Raw genomic sequence first — 18,544 nt, 5'->3', positions numbered from 1 at the left:
ATATAAATGATTATATAACCCTATTAATTTAATTACATTGGAAACTTTTTCAATATTAATTAATTTATTAATAACAAAATAACCTCAGTAAATAAAATCTACCAATCTCACATTTTCAAAAAAAATCAGATAGATTAAACCTTACCCAAAATGTAAAAAATAAAATAAAAATCAATGAAATAAAAAAAGATATTGACTAATAAACCCTATTATTAGTGAAACAAATAATAATAATTATCATTTACATTATCATTTGAACGGTGTACGTTTTTCTCGCGCGATAGATCAGGCCGTTTTTAAGATTGGGTAACGAGGGATCCCCCACTCCAAACGAGGATAATGATGAAAAAGTTCAACGTATTAATCGCCGCTTTAGGCACATTGGGATTTATGGCACAGGCTCAGGCAGAAGTTGGTTTCGGGCAGAGTCAAATAAGCTCACCATCATATATCAAGGTTGGTGAAACTCAAACAGGTTCAAATTCACACGGTGGTGCGAATGGCGCCCCAGGCATTGGAGTCAGTTCAATCGGTGGAGGAAAACTCATCGGTTTTTCTAGCTTAACTCGCATGGCACCAACGGACAGCAATGGTATTCATAATATCTCAAGAGCAGGTGCACCAGGCTCTCATGGCGGGATGGGGGTATTCCATTTCAGCAAAGTTGCCAATGCTGACGTTTACTTCGGTGAATGGTCTCAGACCGGTCAGGCTGGTGATAGTACCCATACGGTTTACTATGCAGGCAAGGATATCACTACCAATATTCCAACCGACGGTACAGCAACTTATACAGTGACAGGTATTAACCAGTACAGCGGTGACAATGCTCTGGCCGGTACATTTACCGCAGACTTCGGTGAGAAAACCCTGGTCGGTTCCATGGAAAATACCGCAATGACAATAGATATTAGTGCCAATATTGGCGCTGATGCCAAATTCAACGGTATAGCCATAACTGATGATTTGGTTGGCAGCACCAGTGGTCACTTCTTTGGCGATAACGCATCTAGTTTGGCAGGGTATGCGAAATTTGCTGATGATGACACCAAAGATACCGCTTTTGGTGGTTCTAAACAGTAATCGTTAATTTTCCAGAGAACAGTACCATCCTGGGCTGTTCTCTGTTTTTTTTATTCTTAATAACGTGAGCTTTGTGATCTGGTTTCCCGATGTCTGACAATAAAATTACGCCAATATTATCAACGGCACTGGTAGCGCTATGCCTATCCCTACCCGTTTATGCCGATGAAGATACCCCAAGAAAAATCTGGCAAGAAGCACAACATAATCAACAGGAAAATGAAACCAATCTGATTACGCCAGATCCTATTTTTGTTGAAAATAATGCTTCACTGATTGTCATTAACGGGCAAACGTTTCAGGTCGAAAACAATATTAATGATATCGGCCAAGCACTATTCCTGGCTATTAACCATCGACAATGGTCAGATGTCAGACGTTTTCTCTCGGCTTATCAAAAATTGCCGGAACATGATGTAATGTTGGTCAATTTTGCTCAAGGCGGGCTGGCACGTCTTGAGGGAGATTTAGATCTCGCCGCTTATCATTATCAACAAGTTCTGAATCAACAGCCCGATTTTCCTCGTATCGAGCTGGAATTAGCTCGCGTCTATTTTGAGGATCATAAAAATCGGGAAGCTGAGCAACTGTTTACTGGATTGTATAAAGCACAAAAGTTACCAGAAGTCGTGCTGAAAAATATTAACAGCTATCTGGAAGCGATAGATCTGAGAAATAGTTGGCGCGGCTCTTTCTCGGCTGGTTATGCTTATAATGATAATGTAAATATGTCTCCTGATCAGGAAAACCCCCGTTACGATTTTGATCCCATAAAGCAAATACTCTATAAAAGGCAGATACCAAAGGCCATCAAAGCATGGGGTACGTCTTATGACGCAACATTAAGTCGGCGTTATCAACTTACAGGTCATCACGGTATTTTTGGTCGTGGCCTGATTTATGGTGAAAACTATCGTAATTACCATGATGAAAACGAGAATACATTTCAACTGGTTAGTGGATACAGCTACAAAAGCAAAAGTCACGATTTCTCTTTTGGGCCTCTGTTTGAATATAAACAACGAGCAGGCGAACCCTATTACCGTGCGGTAGGTGCCAAAACAGAATGGCGATGGGCGTTCACGCCCAAAACAGCCATGAAAGTTGAACTTGAACACAAACAGCTACGTCATCAGCCAAATTTCCGCCGGAAAGATGGCAGCTTTACCTCAGCCTACCTCACTCTATTCCATTCCATTAGCAAAGACGTTGTCCTGTTTGGCGGCGGCGATTGGGTTTATCGTGACAACGACCAGCATGTCGTGGATCGCTACCAACAATGGGGAATTCGGACAGGGATTGCCGGACAAATCTATCCCGGAATCAATGGTTCTCTGTTTGCCACACTGAAAAAACGTCATTTTGGCGCTTACAGCCCGATGTTAAATGCCACACGCCAAGATAATGAGCAGATTTACAGCGCCGTCATAAAAGTACCCGCCGCCGAAATAGGGGGCATGACACCTTCTTTCACTTTCCGCCATCGACGCAATCACAGCAATGTGGCTTGGATGTACAGCTATAACAAAAACGAAGTGCTAATCAGACTAGAAAAATATTTTTAATCAAATAGTTATTCTTTTCATTTGTGTGATGATAATTGATAAATCGAGGCAAGAGACATCAATGACATACCGAATTAAAACACAGTTCACCCCCACCACAATTGCATTGTCACTGGCACTATCACTGATTGCCCCCCCCCTATTTGCCGAATCCAAACCTACAGTCACAACCTCAAATAGTAAGACGGATCTAGGCAAGATTCGTGTCACGGATAACAGTAATAAAGATGAAGAGGGTTATAACGCAGTCTATGACAAAGATATCTCCAATATTTATATCGGCAAAGAGCAGATAGAGCGCTACAAGGGCGCTTCTCCCGCCGATTTAATTAAAGGTGCTGTAGGTGTATATAGCGGTGACGCCCGCAATAGTGGTGCCTTGGATGTCAATATCCGTGGTGTTCAGGGACAAGGGCGAATTCCCGTCACCATTGATGGCACAGAACAGGCTCTTACCGTCGGGCGTGGTTATCATGGAGCCAATAACCGTAACTACATCGATGCAAATTTAATCAGTAGCATTGAAATCGAAAAAGGCCCTTCACTGAACCGTGGAATTAAAAGTTCGGTTGGCGGCGCGGTATCCATCAAAACATTAAGTATTGATGATGTGGTGCCGAAAGGGGAAACTTTCGGTATCAATACTAAGCTGGAAACCAGTAGTAACTCAGCGAGAGAGCGTACACCATCTCTACAATTGGGGCAGGACTACCGCGATATTCCTAACTTTATCCAAAATAAAATTGAAACCGATCCAGAGTTGCAAATTACGCCTCATTCATCGAAAGACAATAAACTGTTTGGTTTCAAAGATAATGCCTTCCGCATCGCATTAGGAACACGGCAGGAATATTTTGACCTAATGCTGGCCTATGCATACCGTCGTCAGGGTAACTATTTTGCCGGCAAAGGGGGCGCCCATCGCTATGATGAACCCATTACGGAAAACGACAGGGAACTCATGAAGAATGTCTGGACAACACTGGACCCCTATCTGCCTTTTGCTGCTCGTATCTATCGTCCCGGTAATGAAGTTCCTAACACTTCCAGTGAAATGCGTTCTGTATTAATTAAAAATACTTGGCGTTTCACCGAAGATCAGGTTCTACAGTTGGGGTTTCGCAATACCCACATGGAATTTGGCGATATTATGCCTTCACGCCTGGGCTGGGTTATACCCGAAGAAAATAAAGTTCCTCAATGGCCATTAGCGAAAGTTCTCCAGAAAGCTGCCAACCTGACTTATAAATGGCAGCCTGAGAATAACCCCTATGTCGACTTCGACATGAATTTATGGACAACTCGCACCACCAGCAATACCAACACGGCGGGAGGATATCCGCGTACTCCTGTTGACAGAGACTGGCGTTGGGAAGATGGTCTTGAAGGCAGAAACGCCAATATTGATGGCACATTGATCAATACCGCTCTCACTCATTCTCAAAACAATCGTTGGGGTATCGATATTTCCAATAAATTTACCCTACACCCTAGCTTAGAGCTGACTTTAATGGGAAATTTCCAACGGGAACGCCTCGATTCCAATGATGATTATAATTCAACTAACCTATATTTCGACCAGTCACCAGCACGGAGAGGACAACGTCAGGAAATCAACCTCGCCTTTAACTTTAACTGGCAGCCAACTTCATGGTTGGAACTGAATGCTGGAGCCAAGCGTGTTTCTTATTGGTCCCAAGATGATTTGCTTAATGAACGGCGTGCCGTAAAAGATAGCCGTTATCAGAAACAACCGGAAACCATTGGTCATGAAATGAGTTATTGGCGAACAATAACTGAAACTGAATCTAATATGATGAAAAAAAGAAAACAATTTATAAGATCAAACAACAGCTTGAAAATGAGCTCCGCAGAGAGGATTGAGTTTATGAATAAACTCCAAACTGAATACCCTGTGGTTGAGACAACTCGTATTGATTCACGTGATGGCCTAAAGCGTAATATGGTTAGCGAAAAATTCACTTGGAAGTACGATCCTAGCAATGGCAAGCTCAGTAAAAGCGGTAACCCCTATTTCAATGGCCAATTAGACATGAATGAAAAGGTTATTGACCCAATAAGCGGCAAAGAAGTCTATAAATATGAACACGGTGAGAGAGCTGACGCTACTGGCGTACAAGGCCCTGTTGTTGACGATCCCTGGGAGACAGCGCCAAAACGTAAGGATCACGCTTGGGCACCTACTTTCTCTGCGACGACCTATGTCACCGAAGATTTCCGCATTTATGCCCGCTATGCCGAAGCAGTAAGAATGCCCAGCATTTTTGAAGATACCGTTGGTTTTTCAGGTTCTCCAACCAACCAAATAGGCCATAAATTTAAGCCTGAGCGCGCCAAAACCGCGGAAGTTGGCTTAGTCTACGATTTCAGCCAACTAGTCGATGCTGAACGCCATGCTGATATCAAACTCTCCTATTACAACACCCTCATTGAAAATGTGTTCGACCGGGACACTACCTATAAATTCTCCCAATTAGACAAACAGAAAATTGCTGGCTTGGAACTACAGGCACGTTATGACAACGGCAGTTTCTTTGCCGATATGGGGTTGGTCTATAACATGAAAAACAAGGTCTGTGACAGTAATTCTGTCATGAGACTGGATTCCCAGAATCGTTATGGCATACCTGAATGTATTGATGGTGGTTTCCCTGGCGGTTATTTACGCACCTCTATCCAGCCAAAATACTCAGCTAACCTGAGCGTCGGTGGTCGCCTGTTTGATGAAAAACTGGAACTAGGCAGCCGAATGCTTTATCACAGCAAGGCAGAAAACAAAGATGAAAAATGGCTGATGAATGCCTTGCCAGATATTTATAAAGGGCAGTCCAATAACCCAATGCGCTGGAATCCGGTGCTTACGGTTGATGCCTATATTAGCTATCAAATCACTCCTGCTATTTCCATGGAGTTGACTGGCACAAACCTCACCAACCGCTACTATCTCGATCCGCTGACTCGTTCGATGATTCCAGCGCCGGGCAGAACGTTTAAACTCAGTTTGACCAGCCAATTTTAAGGACTTGATGAGAGGATCGTATGACCAACACAGCCATATTAGACAATCCAGCCGCTTGTTTTCCATTGATGCCCAGAAGGAGAGTGCTGGTTGGTATCTTAATCGCCATTTTATTGCATACCAGTCTGATATGGCTGTTTAACCAACATGCTTCATATGATGATGACACGGCACATCATATTAACCATAACGCTTCTACTACGGGGCTATCCATTACAATGATTGCTGCCCCATCGTGGGAAAATAAACCAGAGTCTGTTTCTCTTCCATCCCCACTTTTGACTGCACCGGAATCACCAACAAAACCGGAACTCGTGCTGGATAAAGCCATTCACTCTGAAAATAAGATAGTAAAACAGCCAGAAACCGATAAACCTAAGAAACGCCAAAAGCAGCAGAAAGAAAGACCGCAAGAAGTGGCAGAAAAGAAAACCACCCAATCACCGCAGGTAGAGAAAAACAATCAGACAGAGCAGGAAACGCATGGTAACGATCAGGCTAATTCAGAAGGCAGTATAAGCCGCGCGGCAACATCACAACCTTTGGTGGGGCAAGGAAATAGCGAAGTAGACAATTATTCGGCAAGACTGCGGCAAGAAATAGAACGCCATAAACGCTATCCTCGCAGAGCAAAGAGGATGAAACAACAAGGTATAGTCACAGTCAGCTTTACCCTGCTAGGTGACGGCACCTTGACTGCCGCCAAGGTCGTTAATTCCTCCGGCAATAGCACACTGGATAATGCCGCACTCGATGCGATCAATAGTGCCAATTCAGTTGGCCCTATACCAACGGGCATAAAGCCTGATGTTGTGCTGACACTTGATTTTACATTAAGGTAAGTCCCATCTCTCGCTCCGTTTGGGAGCGAGGATTAATTATCATTGTGGCTAATCAGCTAATGATATTATTGAATCTTACTTCCCAATACAAAAACTGGAAAAAATTCGCCCAAGTAAATCATCGGAAGTAAATTCACCGGTGATTTCACTCAATGCTTGTTGTGCCAAACGCAGTTCTTCTGCCAGCAGTTCCCCTGAACGGGCGAAGACAAGCTGTTGATGGCCTTCCTGCAAATGTTCTGCTGCCGTGTTTAATGCCTGCAAATGACGACGACGGGCAAGGAAGCCGCCTTCTGTATTGCTGTTGAATCCCATGGTTTCTTTTAGGTGATCGCGCAGAAAACCGATACCTTCCCCATCACGGGCAGAGAGGCGAATTAATGTATAACCACTGACTTCTGCAACGCCCGTTTCTTCCTTAGTCATATCTGTCTTATTACGAATGACGGTAACAGGCAGCGATTCCGGTAGCTTAGCCATAAATTCAGGCCAAATTTGTGCAGGCTCAACGGCATCCGTTGTCGTACTGTCTACCATAAACAGCACGCGATCCGCCTGTTCAATTTCCTGCCATGCCCGCTCAATACCGATGCGTTCCACTTCATCACTGGCTTCGCGCAATCCTGCCGTATCAATCACATGCAGTGGCATTCCATCAATATGGATATGTTCACGCAAAACATCGCGCGTTGTGCCGGCAATATCAGTCACAATCGCAGCTTCACGGCCTGCCAGTGCATTGAGCAAGCTGGATTTACCCGCATTCGGGCGACCTGCAATCACGACTTTCATCCCTTCGCGCAACAAGCTGCCCTGACGTGCCTGTGAACGAACGTGCTCCAGTTCTGCGATCACTTCATCCAACTTGGCTTCTATCTTGCCATCAGAAAGGAAATCAATCTCTTCATCAGGAAAGTCAATCGCGGCTTCAACGTAGATACGCAAGTTAGTCAGCGCTTCGACCATTTCATGGACTTGGTTAGAGAATACACCTTGCAGAGAATTCATCGCGGAACGTGCGGCCTGTTCGGAGCTGGCGTCAATCAAATCCGCAATGGCTTCTGCCTGTGCCAGGTCAAGTTTATCATTGAGGAAAGCCCGTTCAGAGAATTCGCCAGGGTTGGCAATGCGTACACCGGAAATCGCCAGAATGCGCTTTAACAGCAAATCCAGAATAACCGGCCCACCGTGCCCTTGAAGCTCCAGAACATCTTCCCCCGTAAATGAGTTAGGGCCAGGGAAGTAAAGTGCAATACCTTGATCAAGTACAGAGCCGTCTGCATCACAGAAAGGCAGGTAATCGGCATAACGAGGTTTCGGGAGTTTCCCCAATACCACCTCAGCAACTTCCGCAGCTTTAGGGCCAGAAATTCGCAGGATGCCTACACCGCCCCGTCCCGGAGGAGTGGCCTGAGCGACTATCGTATCGGTGGTATTCATGAAATTCTCTCTTTTGACCTAATTTCGTTATCTTGCAAAACTAAAATAATAAAGGCGGCCAATGACCGCCTTCCACTTATATTTAAAAAAACCAGTTACTTTTTCTCGCGGGTATGCAATCCGCGCTTTTCCAGACTGCGGAAAATAACTTGCTGCTGGATAATGGTAACCAGGTTACTGACGATGTAGTACAGCACCAGACCAGACGGGAACCACAGGAAGAAAACCGTGAACACGACAGGCATGTAAGTCATGATCTTCTGCTGCATTGGATCAGTCACGGTAGTCGGTGACAGTTTTTGGATAACAAACATGGTCGCACCCATCAACAATGGCAGGATGTAGTAAGGATCTTGAGCAGACAAGTCTTTTATCCAACCAATGAATGGGGCATGGCGCAACTCAACAGAACCCATCAACATGTAATACAACGCCAGGAAGATTGGCATCTGAATCACCAGAGGTAAACAGCCACCCAGCGGGTTCACTTTCTCTGTCTTATACAGTGCCATCATTTCCTGGCTCATGCGCTGGCGGTCATCACCAAAACGCTCACGCATTGCCGTTATTTTTGGCTGCAACAGACGCATTTTCGCCATTGAGGTGTATTGCGCCTTGGTCAGCGGATACATGATACCGCGCACAATAAAGGTAATCGCAATAATAGAGAAGCCCCAGTTACCGATGAATTCATGCAAGAATTTCAGCAACTTGAATAACGGCTGGGAAATAAACCATAACCAACCGTAATCTACGGTCAGATCCAGATGGGGTGCAACCGCTGCCATTTTGTCCTGAATTTCAGGGCCAACCCACAAGGTAGAAGAGATATTCTGCTGGCTGTTTGGCGCAATATTGATGTTTTCACCCTTGTACCCGATGATCGCCATTTTTTGGTTTTTCAGGTCATTGGTATAGAAGGTACTGGTTTTGCCTTCTCCCGGAACCCACGCAGTGGCAAAATATTGCTGGAGCATTGCTACCCAGCCACCTTTTGTGGTCACGGAAAGCGCTTTGCTTTCAATATCATCAAATTTGTATTTTTCGTATTTTTCTTCATCAGAAGAGTAAGCAGCACCACGATAAGTATGCAGGGCAAAGTTGTTACTGCCAGTATCACGATGTTTTGGCAGCTCAACGCTCTGCTTCAACTGACCGAAAAACGCCATCTGCAATGGCTTATCAGTGATGTTATTGATGTTGTAATCAACAGAAACTGCATAGTCACCCCGTTTTAAAACGAAGGTCTTGACATAAACAACGCCGTCCGGCGCGGTATAAGTCATTGGAATACGCAATTCATTCTGACCATCAGCCAAAACAAAACTATTTTGAGTGGCATGATAAAGCGGGCGATCAGCTTGATTATCGGGACCATTGATACCCGTTAATCCACTTTGAGCCTGATAAGTGAATTCAGGGGTTGTTTCCAGCAATTTGAACGGAGTTTTGGAACCGAGAGTATCAGGATAGGCCAGCAGATCAGCCTCCTCGATATCACCGCCACGGGTATTAATGTGCAGTGAAAGCACATCCGTTTTCACGGTGATCAGTTTACCTTGCCCACTGCTTGCTTCGCTACTCAGCGTAGTATTTGTTTGCTGCGTGATCTGGGCCGTTGGTTGTGGGTTTTTATCATTTTCCCACGCCTGCCAGACCAAGAACGAAACAAACAGCAAAGCGATGAGAAGAAGATTGCGTTGCGAATCCATCGTTAATGTTCTCTGTTATCGTCGTTTTTTTTAGGTGGGACAGGATCATCACCACCTTCGTGTAAAGGGTGGCATTTTAATACGCGTTTCACTGTTAACCAACTGCCTTTTATCATCCCAAACCTGCGCAATGCCTCTATGCCATAGTGGGAACAGGTAGGATTGAAACGACAATGAGGCCCCAGCAGTGGACTAATCACTAACTGGTACCCCCTGATCAAAGCAATCAGGAGGCGCGAGCCAAGCGACAGTGACGACGCCATAATTTGCCCAAAGCTTCCGTTAGCTCACGGTTATCAAGCTCAGCGACCCCTTTCCTCACCAAAACCACAAAATCCATTGGAGGCAATTTATGCTGGTTTAAACGAAAACTTTCACGAGCCAGTCGCTTGATACGATTACGCTCATGGGCGCGTTTAACATTTTTTTTGGCGATGGTTAGACCGATGCGGGGATGCCCCAGCTCATTCAAGCGCCCAAGAATCGTTATCTCTGCGGAGCTTGCCCGTTGCGGCTGCTGGAAAACATAAGTGAAATGCTCGGGAGTTAACAAACGTAACTCCCTCGGAAAAGCGAGCTTAACCACTTGGTTGGTTAGCTTTATTACTTAGAAACAGTCAGACGAGCACGGCCTTTCGCACGACGGCGAGCCAGAACCTGACGACCATTTTTAGTGGCCATACGAGCGCGGAAGCCGTGAGAACGGTTACGCTTCAGTACGGATGGTTGAAAAGTGCGTTTCATAGCGATTTCTACCTAGCTTAAAATTTGTTACTGATTCAGCAAATGCGTTGGCGACCAGTGAGAATAAAGTAGACACCGATGCCTCAGTCGCAACATCAATATATAGAAAGAGGCAGGATTGTAATAAAATGTACTATCCCTCGTCAACCTAAGATGACGCGAGCCTGACCGCCTCCCTGTCAGATTTTTTTACTTCAATCAATCACAGACAGGTCAGACTTTTTGCTACCCGAAGTGTGCTAACCCCAAATCCTCACCAGACCTAGCCGGAAAAAATCGTTGGCATAACACGCAGGGTGCAAGATTATACGGACTGTGCAATAAAGCGCAAGGATCATACACAGATAGTTGCCGCTTAATGCGTGATCATAGCATTGTTTTCATATTGAATTTAAAACGATAGTTAAATGAAGTTTGCTATATGCCATGATTACACTACAGTATCTCTTACAGGCCTTTATATTCTGCAAGTGCCAAAGCGTGGTGATCTCCCTGTGGATAAAAAGCGTCAAAGCTGTGTAAAAGAATGAGGATTTGTGTCGTCTTTTGCGTTATGATCGTTGATCCCGATCCCTGACTCTCTATAGACAGATTATGTGGATCTTTGGGGAGCGATGATGTTAAAAATCGCCACAAGGTACATGCTCTGTTCCTCGACACATGAGAAACAGAGAGGAATGATGCCTTGTCCAATATAACGTATCTTTTATTTCGGTTTCTTTTATTCGTCTTGTTTTAGGGGAGTTCGCCGTGTCACTTTCGCTTTGGCAGCAATGTCTTGCCCGATTGCAGGATGAGTTACCTGCCACAGAATTCAGTATGTGGATACGACCCCTTCAGGCAGAACTGAGTGATAACACTTTGGCTCTCTATGCCCCCAACCGTTTTGTGTTGGATTGGGTAAGAGAGAAATATATTAATAATATCAATTTGTTATTAAATGATTTCTGTGGTCCTGAAGTACCGTTACTGCGTTTTGAAGTAGGAAATAAACCTGTTTCGCCAAACCAGTCTACATCTCAGAAAATCATTGCCGATATGCCGGTGGCTGCTGCACCGTCCAGTTCATCAGTACGCCCAAGCTGGGACAACGCCAAGGCTCAGCCAGAGTTATCTTATCGTTCCAATGTTAATCCCAAGCATACATTCGATAACTTTGTTGAAGGTAAATCCAACCAACTCGCCAGAGCTGCCGCCAGACAAGTGGCTGATAATCCTGGTGGAGCATACAATCCTCTGTTTCTTTATGGCGGAACCGGACTGGGCAAAACCCACCTTTTGCATGCTGTCGGTAATAGTATTATGGCACGCAAAGCCAATGCAAAAGTGGTTTACATGCACTCTGAACGCTTTGTTCAGGACATGGTAAAAGCATTGCAAAACAATGCCATAGAAGAATTTAAACGTTACTATCGCTCAGTAGATGCCCTACTGATCGATGATATTCAGTTTTTTGCCAATAAAGAGCGATCCCAAGAAGAATTCTTTCACACGTTCAATGCCCTGTTAGAAGGTAATCAACAGATTATTCTGACATCAGATCGCTATCCAAAAGAGATAAATGGCGTCGAAGATCGGTTAAAATCCCGTTTTGGCTGGGGATTGACCGTTGCTATTGAACCACCGGAGCTGGAAACTCGCGTTGCCATTCTGATGAAGAAAGCTGATGAGAATCAAATCCAGTTGCCGGGGGAAGTGGCTTTCTTTATTGCTAAACGCCTGCGATCTAATGTTCGTGAACTCGAAGGTGCTTTGAATCGAGTCATCGCCAATGCCAATTTTACCGGCCGTGCGATTACGATTGATTTTGTACGCGAAGCATTACGTGACTTATTGGCTCTACAGGAAAAGCTGGTAACCATCGATAATATTCAGAAAACGGTGGCTGAATATTACAAAATCAAGGTTGCCGATCTGCTTTCCAAGCGCCGTTCACGCTCCGTTGCCCGTCCAAGACAAATGGCAATGGCGCTGGCAAAAGAGCTGACCAATCACAGCTTGCCTGAAATCGGGGATGCCTTTGGTGGACGTGACCATACAACCGTACTTCACGCTTGTCGAAAAATCGAACAACTGCGTGAAGAGAGTCACGACATCAAAGAAGATTTTTCTAACTTAATCAGAACATTGTCTTCCTAGCGCTATGAAATTTATCATTGAACGTGAGCAATTATTAAAACCTTTACAGCAGGTTAGCAGCCCCTTGGGAGGCCGCCCGACCCTGCCTATTTTAGGCAACTTATTATTGCAGGTAACAGAAGGTTCCCTGCTACTGACAGGCACCGATTTGGAAATGGAAATGAAGGCGCGGGTTACACTTACTCAGCCCCATGAACAAGGTGCAACCACTGTCCCCGCACGTAAATTTTTCGATATCTGGCGTGGGTTGCCTGACGGAGCAGAAATCAGCGTAGAACTGGATGGCGATCGCATTCTCGTCCGTTCGGGTCGCAGCCGCTTTTCGCTCTCTACGCTACCCGCGTCAGATTTTCCCAATCTCGATGACTGGCAGAGCGAAGTCGAATTTTCTCTGCCCCAAGCCACATTGAAACGCTTAATCGAATCCACCCAATTTTCTATGGCGCATCAGGATGTTCGCTATTACTTGAATGGTATGTTGTTTGAAACGGAAGGCGAGGAACTGCGTACCATTGCCACAGACGGCCACCGTTTGGCGGTTTGTTCCATGAGCATCGGGCAAGATCTGCCGTCCCATTCAGTGATCGTACCTCGCAAGGGCGTCATTGAATTAATGCGTCTGCTGGATGGCGGTGATAATCCACTGCAATTGCAGATTGGCAGTAATAACATTCGTGCTCATGTTGGTGATTTTATCTTCACATCGAAGTTGGTTGATGGCCGTTTTCCTGATTATCGTCGCGTATTGCCCAAAAATCCCAATAAAACGTTAGAAGCCAATTGTGACATGCTTAAGCAAGCATTTTCACGGGCCGCAATTTTGTCCAACGAAAAATTCCGGGGCGTTCGCATCTACTTGAGCGAAAATCAACTTAGAATTACCGCCAATAACCCAGAGCAGGAAGAGGCAGAAGAGATTGTTGATGTTAGCTACCAAGGCACTGAAATGGAAATTGGCTTCAATGTCAGTTACATATTGGATGTTCTCAACGCATTGAAATGCGAACAAGTGAGTCTTCTGCTAACAGATGCCACATCCAGCGTAAAAATTGAGAATTCAGCGAGTCAGGCTGCGACTTACGTCGTGATGCCAATGCGTCTGTAACAAAATTAACTCATTATATGATTCTCTCGCGTTTGCTGATCCGCGATTTTCGTAATATCGCGGATGCTGACCTGCCACTGGCAACCGGGTTTAATTTTCTGGTTGGACCGAACGGTAGCGGCAAAACAAGTATATTAGAAGCCATTTATACCTTAGGCCACGGCCGTGCTTTTCGCAGTATTCAGGCAGGAAGAGTCATTCGTCATGATTGCGAAGAGTTCATTCTTCATGGGCGACTTGATCAGCAACCTCATGAACGTACTTTATCAGTGGGCTTAAGCAAAAACCGTCAAGGCGATAGCAAAGTCAGGATAGATGGCAGTGATGGGCACAAAATTGCTGAATTAGCGAAAATACTGCCGATACAACTTATCACGCCAGAAGGTTTTACGTTGCTAAATGGTGGTCCGAAATATCGTCGGGCCTTTATTGATTGGGGATGTTTTCACAATGAGCCACGCTTTTTTGCTGCCTGGGTTAACCTGAAAAGGCTGCTTAAGCAGCGGAATGCAGCATTGCGACAAGTCACCCACTACAACCAAATCCAGCATTGGGATCGAGAGCTTGCCCCATTGGCAACCGAAATTAGTCAATGGCGGGCTGAATATATTGCAGAAATTTCCGAGGATATAGAAAAAACCTGCAAACAATTTTTACCTGAATTCACACTTAGTATCAGCTTTCAGCAAGGTTGGGACAAAGAGAGTGAATATGCGGAACTGCTCGCGCGGCAGTTTGAGCGCGACAGATCGCTAACCTATACCGCTTCCGGCCCGCATAAAGCCGATCTGCGGATCAGAGCGGACGGTACACCAGTAGAAGATATGCTGTCCCGTGGCCAGTTGAAGTTACTGATGTGCGCATTAAGGTTAGCACAGGGTGAATATTTCACCCGACAGAGCGGGCAAAAATGCCTGTATCTGCTTGATGATTTTGCCTCAGAACTGGATGCCGGCCGTCGTCAGCTATTAGCCGAGCGTCTGAAATCTACGCAAGCCCAGGTGTTTGTCAGTGCAATCACATCCGGGCAAGTTACAGACATGATTGATGTAAATAGCAGGATGTTTCGCGTAGAACATGGCAAAATAGAGGTTCAACCACAGGATTAAGATGAGCGAGAAACGTTGATGTCGAATACATATGACTCCTCAAGTATCAAGGTATTAAAAGGGCTGGATGCCGTCCGTAAACGTCCAGGCATGTATATCGGTGATACCGATGATGGTACCGGCCTGCACCACATGGTCTTCGAGGTTGTTGATAACGCTATCGACGAAGCCCTCGCAGGTCATTGTGACAAAATAACTGTCACTATCCACGCAGATAATTCAGTTTCTGTGCAGGATGATGGCCGCGGTATTCCGACCGACATACACGAAGAAGAAGGTGTTTCAGCAGCAGAAGTCATCATGACCGTGCTGCATGCGGGGGGTAAATTCGATGATAACTCCTATAAAGTTTCCGGTGGTCTGCATGGCGTGGGGGTTTCTGTTGTTAACGCCTTATCGGAAAAACTGGAACTGACTATTCGCCGTGACGGTAAGGTTCACGAACAAACCTATTGTCTGGGCGTGCCACAGTCACCATTGAAAGTCGTCGGTGATACCGAGCAGACAGGAACAACTGTCCGTTTCTGGCCAAGTATGGACACGTTTAAGATTAACACTGAGTTCGAATTCGATATTCTGGCCAAACGCCTGCGTGAATTATCATTCCTCAACTCCGGTGTTGCCATTCGTTTAGTCGACAAACGTACAAATACCGAAGATCTCTTCCACTATGATGGGGGCATCAAAGCGTTTGTTGAATTCCTGAGCCGTAATAAAAACCCAATTCACCCAAATGTCTTTTATTTCTGCACCGAAAAAGATGGCATTGGTGTTGAAATTTCCATGCAATGGAATGACGGTTTCCAGGAAAACATTTACTGCTTCACCAACAACATTCCTCAGCGCGACGGGGGAACCCACTTAGTTGGTTTCCGTACTGCGATGACTCGTACCCTCAATAGCTACATGGACAAAGAGGGTTACAACAAAAAATCCAAAGTCAGCGCAACCGGTGACGATGCCCGTGAAGGCCTGATTGCGGTGATTTCCGTTAAAGTGCCAGATCCTAAATTCTCTTCCCAGACCAAAGACAAGCTGGTTTCTTCCGAAGTGAAGACGGTGGTCGAAACCCTGATGAACGAGAAGCTGGTGGAATACCTGCTGGAAAACCCGAACGATGCCAAAACTGTCGTCGGCAAAATCATTGATGCAGCCCGTGCCCGTGAAGCGGCACGTAAAGCCCGTGAGATGACCCGCCGCAAAGGTGCACTGGATCTGGCCGGATTGCCGGGCAAACTGGCTGACTGCCAGGAACGCGATCCAGCCCTGTCCGAACTCTACCTGGTGGAGGGTGATTCTGCGGGCGGTTCGGCAAAACAAGGACGCAACCGTAAGAGTCAAGCTATCCTGCCATTGAAAGGTAAGATCCTGAACGTTGAGAAAGCACGTTTTGACAAGATGCTCTCCTCACAAGAAGTCGCTACTTTGATCACTGCCCTGGGTTGCGGCATTGGCCGTGATGAATACAACCCAGACAAGCTGCGTTATCACAGTATTATCATCATGACCGATGCTGATGTTGATGGATCGCACATCCGCACCCTGTTGCTGACGTTCTTCTATCGCCAGATGCCGGAAATCATTGAGCGCGGTTATGTCTACATCGCCCAACCACCACTGTATAAGGTGAAGAAAGGCAAACAAGAGCAATACATCAAAGATGACGATGCAATGGAAGCCTACCTGATGTCCATCGCATTGGATGGCGCAGCGTTGTATACCAATCCACATGCACCCGCCCTGAAAGGAGAAGCATTGGAAAAATTGGTGACTGAATTCAATACCGCTCAGAAAATCATCCGTCGCATGGAACGCCTGTATCCGCTGGCTCTGCTGAACAACCTGATTTACCATCCCAAACTGACCGAAGACGCCTTGAACGATCAGGCAAAAGTGGAAGAGTGGGTAAGCACACTGGCTATTCGTCTGAATGACAAAGAGCAGAATGGCAGCACTTACAGCTATCAAATCCATGAGAACCGTGAACGCCAAATTTTCGAACCCATTCTGTGTATTCGCACACATGGTGTTGATACCAACTACAATCTGGATTTCGATTTTATCCACGGTGGCGAATATCGCCGCATTACCAAACTGGGTGAATTGATCGGGAATTTGATTGAGGAAGGTGCATACATCGAACGTGGCGAACGCCGTCAGGCAGTAAGCAGCTTTGAACAGGCTCTGGAATGGCTGACTAAAGAGTCACGCCGTGGTCTTGCCGTCCAGCGTTATAAAGGTCTGGGAGAGATGAACCCGGATCAGTTGTGGGAAACAACCATGAACCCAGAAACCCGTCGCATGATGCGTGTAACAGTGAAAGATGCGATTGCAACTGACCAACTGTTCACGACTCTGATGGGGGATGCGGTTGAACCTCGCCGGGCATTTATTGAAGAGAATGCCCTGAAAGCGGCGAATATTGATATCTAATATTACTGCTTAAATGCGGTGCGGAATGTCGGATAAATATATTAGAGGGATAAAATATTATCCCTCTATATTAATTCTTACAGCAAAATACGTAACATACGGCGCAAAGGCTCTGCGGCTCCCCATAGCAACTGATCGCCTACCGTAAAGGCAGATAAATACTCCGGCCCCATATTCAGTTTACGCAAGCGCCCTACTGGCGTATTCAACGTGCCTGTCACCGCTGCTGGCGTTAACTCCCTCATCGTTAATTCGCGATCATTTGGAATAACGCGAACCCAATCATTATGGGAAGCCAGCAATGTTTCAATTTCATGGAGCGGGATATCTTTTTTCAATTTCAGGGTAAACGCCTGGCTATGACAACGCAATGCCCCAATACGGACACACAAGCCATCAATTGGGATCACGTTATTGCCCGTGTTCAAGATCTTGTTGGTTTCTGCCTGGCCTTTCCATTCTTCGCGGCTCTGTCCATTTTCCAGTTGCTTATCAATCCACGGAATTAAGCTTCCCGCCAAAGGAACGCCAAACTGATCAGTTGGCAACGCACCGCTGCGGGTAAAATCCGTTACACGTTTTTCAATATCTAAAATCGCGCAAGCAGGATTTTGTAGCTCCTCAGCAACCTGATTATGCAGCATTCCCATTTGCACCAGCAGTTCACGCATATGGCGAGCGCCACCGCCAGAAGCCGCCTGATAGCTTGATACCGACGCCCACTCAATCAAATCATTGGCAAACAGCCCTCCCAATGACATCAGCATCAAGCTAACGGTACAATTACCGCCAACAAAGGTTTTGATGCCTTTATTCAGACTATTTTGAATATGTTGATGGTTGACAGGATCAAGAATAATGACGGCATCATCATTCATACGCAGTGCAGAAGCAGCATCGATCCAATACCCCTGCCAGCCGGTTGCCCTCAGCTTGGGATAAATTTCATTGGTATAATCCCCGCCCTGACAGCTAATGATAATATCCAGCGCACCCAGCGCCTCAATATCAAAAGCATCCTGTAAGATGCCTGATTTTCCTGTGCGATTTATTGTAAACTGCGGGGCTGGAAGCCCGTGTTGAGAGGTTGTGAAGAAAACCGGATTTATTTCGTCAAAATCCCGCTCTTCTACCATTCTCTGCATCAATACTGAACCGACCATACCGCGCCAGCCGATAAAACCTACACTCTTACTCATACTTACCCTGCCTTGAAAGATGTTTATCAGATACCACTGATAGCATTAAAACTGACAAAATATGGCAAAAGGTGCAAGTATATTTATGAGCTATAGCACTAGAATTGTTAAAGCGATGTGTCTGCCATTTTTA

At 45.6% G+C, this 18,544-nt stretch carries 14 protein-coding genes; 8 read left to right on the top strand and 6 right to left on the bottom strand.

The genetic code is table 11. The features are described from left to right. Positions 1–342 precede the first annotated feature (342 nt). The 4 genes from IQ209_RS14125 (at position 343) to IQ209_RS14110 (ending at position 6,530) form a co-directional block, all read left to right on the top strand. The gene (locus IQ209_RS14125) at positions 343–1,083 is read left to right on the top strand and encodes a Slam-dependent surface lipoprotein (protein ID WP_193851893.1); all 741 of its coding nucleotides are present in this window, start codon (positions 343–345) and stop codon (positions 1,081–1,083) included. An 89-nt stretch (positions 1,084–1,172) separates the two neighbouring features. Continuing rightward, positions 1,173–2,648: a surface lipoprotein assembly modifier gene (locus IQ209_RS14120; RefSeq protein ID WP_193851892.1), complete on the top strand. Its 1,476-nt coding sequence runs from the start codon at positions 1,173–1,175 to the stop codon at positions 2,646–2,648. Between the two features lie 61 nt (positions 2,649–2,709). Next, positions 2,710–5,688, top strand: a complete 2,979-nt coding sequence (locus IQ209_RS14115; RefSeq protein WP_193851891.1) for a TonB-dependent receptor domain-containing protein — start codon at positions 2,710–2,712, stop codon at positions 5,686–5,688. 20 nt (positions 5,689–5,708) lie between these two features. Further along, positions 5,709–6,530: an energy transducer TonB gene (locus IQ209_RS14110; protein ID WP_193851890.1), complete on the top strand. Its 822-nt coding sequence runs from the start codon at positions 5,709–5,711 to the stop codon at positions 6,528–6,530. Positions 6,531–6,605: 75 nt separating this feature from the next. Here IQ209_RS14110 and mnmE read toward each other — a convergent pair whose 3' ends face one another. The 5 genes from mnmE to rpmH form a co-directional block, all read right to left on the bottom strand. Further along, positions 6,606–7,970: a tRNA uridine-5-carboxymethylaminomethyl(34) synthesis GTPase MnmE gene (mnmE, locus tag IQ209_RS14105; RefSeq protein ID WP_193851889.1), complete on the bottom strand. Its 1,365-nt coding sequence runs from the start codon at positions 7,968–7,970 to the stop codon at positions 6,606–6,608. Between the two features lie 95 nt (positions 7,971–8,065). Next, positions 8,066–9,682 carry a membrane protein insertase YidC gene (yidC, locus tag IQ209_RS14100; protein ID WP_193851888.1) on the bottom strand — a complete coding sequence of 539 codons (1,617 nt, stop codon included), beginning with the start codon at positions 9,680–9,682 and terminating at the stop codon, positions 8,066–8,068. A 2-nt stretch (positions 9,683–9,684) separates the two neighbouring features. Next, on the bottom strand, positions 9,685–9,945 hold the full coding sequence (gene yidD / locus IQ209_RS14095; RefSeq protein WP_193851887.1) for a membrane protein insertion efficiency factor YidD: 261 nt from the start codon (positions 9,943–9,945) through the stop codon (positions 9,685–9,687). Beyond that, positions 9,909–10,268 carry a ribonuclease P protein component gene (gene rnpA, locus IQ209_RS14090; RefSeq protein WP_074024322.1) on the bottom strand — a complete coding sequence of 120 codons (360 nt, stop codon included), beginning with the start codon at positions 10,266–10,268 and terminating at the stop codon, positions 9,909–9,911. Before rnpA ends, yidD begins: the two co-directional genes overlap by 37 nt. A gap of 17 nt (positions 10,269–10,285) precedes the next feature. Beyond that, positions 10,286–10,426, bottom strand: coding sequence for a 50S ribosomal protein L34 (rpmH, locus tag IQ209_RS14085; protein WP_000831330.1), 141 nt, complete (start codon positions 10,424–10,426; stop codon positions 10,286–10,288). 750 nt (positions 10,427–11,176) lie between these two features. Between rpmH and dnaA the strand changes: the two genes are divergently transcribed. From dnaA to gyrB, 4 genes are read left to right on the top strand one after another with little or no spacing between them, the layout of a single operon-like run. Further along, positions 11,177–12,565, top strand: coding sequence for a chromosomal replication initiator protein DnaA (gene dnaA, locus IQ209_RS14080; RefSeq protein ID WP_193851886.1), 1,389 nt, complete (start codon positions 11,177–11,179; stop codon positions 12,563–12,565). A 4-nt stretch (positions 12,566–12,569) separates the two neighbouring features. Beyond that, complete coding sequence (gene dnaN / locus IQ209_RS14075; protein ID WP_193851885.1) at positions 12,570–13,670, top strand: DNA polymerase III subunit beta; 1,101 nt, start codon at positions 12,570–12,572, stop codon at positions 13,668–13,670. A gap of 17 nt (positions 13,671–13,687) precedes the next feature. Then, positions 13,688–14,779, top strand: a complete 1,092-nt coding sequence (recF, locus tag IQ209_RS14070) for a DNA replication/repair protein RecF (RefSeq protein ID WP_193851884.1) — start codon at positions 13,688–13,690, stop codon at positions 14,777–14,779. A gap of 18 nt (positions 14,780–14,797) precedes the next feature. Continuing rightward, positions 14,798–17,212, top strand: a complete 2,415-nt coding sequence (gene gyrB, locus IQ209_RS14065; RefSeq protein ID WP_193851883.1) for a DNA topoisomerase (ATP-hydrolyzing) subunit B — start codon at positions 14,798–14,800, stop codon at positions 17,210–17,212. Between the two features lie 77 nt (positions 17,213–17,289). Here the strand turns inward: gyrB and asd are convergent, their stop codons facing one another. Then, positions 17,290–18,411 carry an aspartate-semialdehyde dehydrogenase gene (asd, locus tag IQ209_RS14060; RefSeq protein WP_193851882.1) on the bottom strand — a complete coding sequence of 374 codons (1,122 nt, stop codon included), beginning with the start codon at positions 18,409–18,411 and terminating at the stop codon, positions 17,290–17,292. Positions 18,412–18,544: the final 133 nt, after the last annotated feature.

Source organism: Xenorhabdus sp. BG5, assembly GCF_015163665.1.
Lineage (GTDB): Bacteria > Pseudomonadota > Gammaproteobacteria > Enterobacterales > Enterobacteriaceae > Xenorhabdus.
Note: the sequence above shows the minus strand (reverse complement) of the source record. Positions and strands in the feature narration are given on the sequence as shown.

Excerpts from the sequence above, each read along its gene's own strand:
- IQ209_RS14120 (WP_193851892.1), top strand. The coding sequence starts at position 1,173 with ATGTCTGACAATAAAATTACGCCAATATTATCAACGGCACTGGTAGCG.
- IQ209_RS14115 (WP_193851891.1), top strand. The coding sequence starts at position 2,710 with ATGACATACCGAATTAAAACACAGTTCACCCCCACCACAATTGCATTG.
- gyrB (WP_193851883.1), top strand. The coding sequence starts at position 14,798 with ATGTCGAATACATATGACTCCTCAAGTATCAAGGTATTAAAAGGGCTG.
- IQ209_RS14110 (WP_193851890.1), top strand. The coding sequence starts at position 5,709 with ATGACCAACACAGCCATATTAGACAATCCAGCCGCTTGTTTTCCATTG.
- yidD (WP_193851887.1), bottom strand. The coding sequence starts at position 9,945 with ATGGCGTCGTCACTGTCGCTTGGCTCGCGCCTCCTGATTGCTTTGATC.
- yidC (WP_193851888.1), bottom strand. The coding sequence starts at position 9,682 with ATGGATTCGCAACGCAATCTTCTTCTCATCGCTTTGCTGTTTGTTTCG.
- IQ209_RS14125 (WP_193851893.1), top strand. The coding sequence starts at position 343 with ATGAAAAAGTTCAACGTATTAATCGCCGCTTTAGGCACATTGGGATTT.
- rpmH (WP_000831330.1), bottom strand. The coding sequence starts at position 10,426 with ATGAAACGCACTTTTCAACCATCCGTACTGAAGCGTAACCGTTCTCAC.
- mnmE (WP_193851889.1), bottom strand. The coding sequence starts at position 7,970 with ATGAATACCACCGATACGATAGTCGCTCAGGCCACTCCTCCGGGACGG.
- recF (WP_193851884.1), top strand. The coding sequence starts at position 13,688 with ATGATTCTCTCGCGTTTGCTGATCCGCGATTTTCGTAATATCGCGGAT.
- dnaN (WP_193851885.1), top strand. The coding sequence starts at position 12,570 with ATGAAATTTATCATTGAACGTGAGCAATTATTAAAACCTTTACAGCAG.
- asd (WP_193851882.1), bottom strand. The coding sequence starts at position 18,411 with ATGAGTAAGAGTGTAGGTTTTATCGGCTGGCGCGGTATGGTCGGTTCA.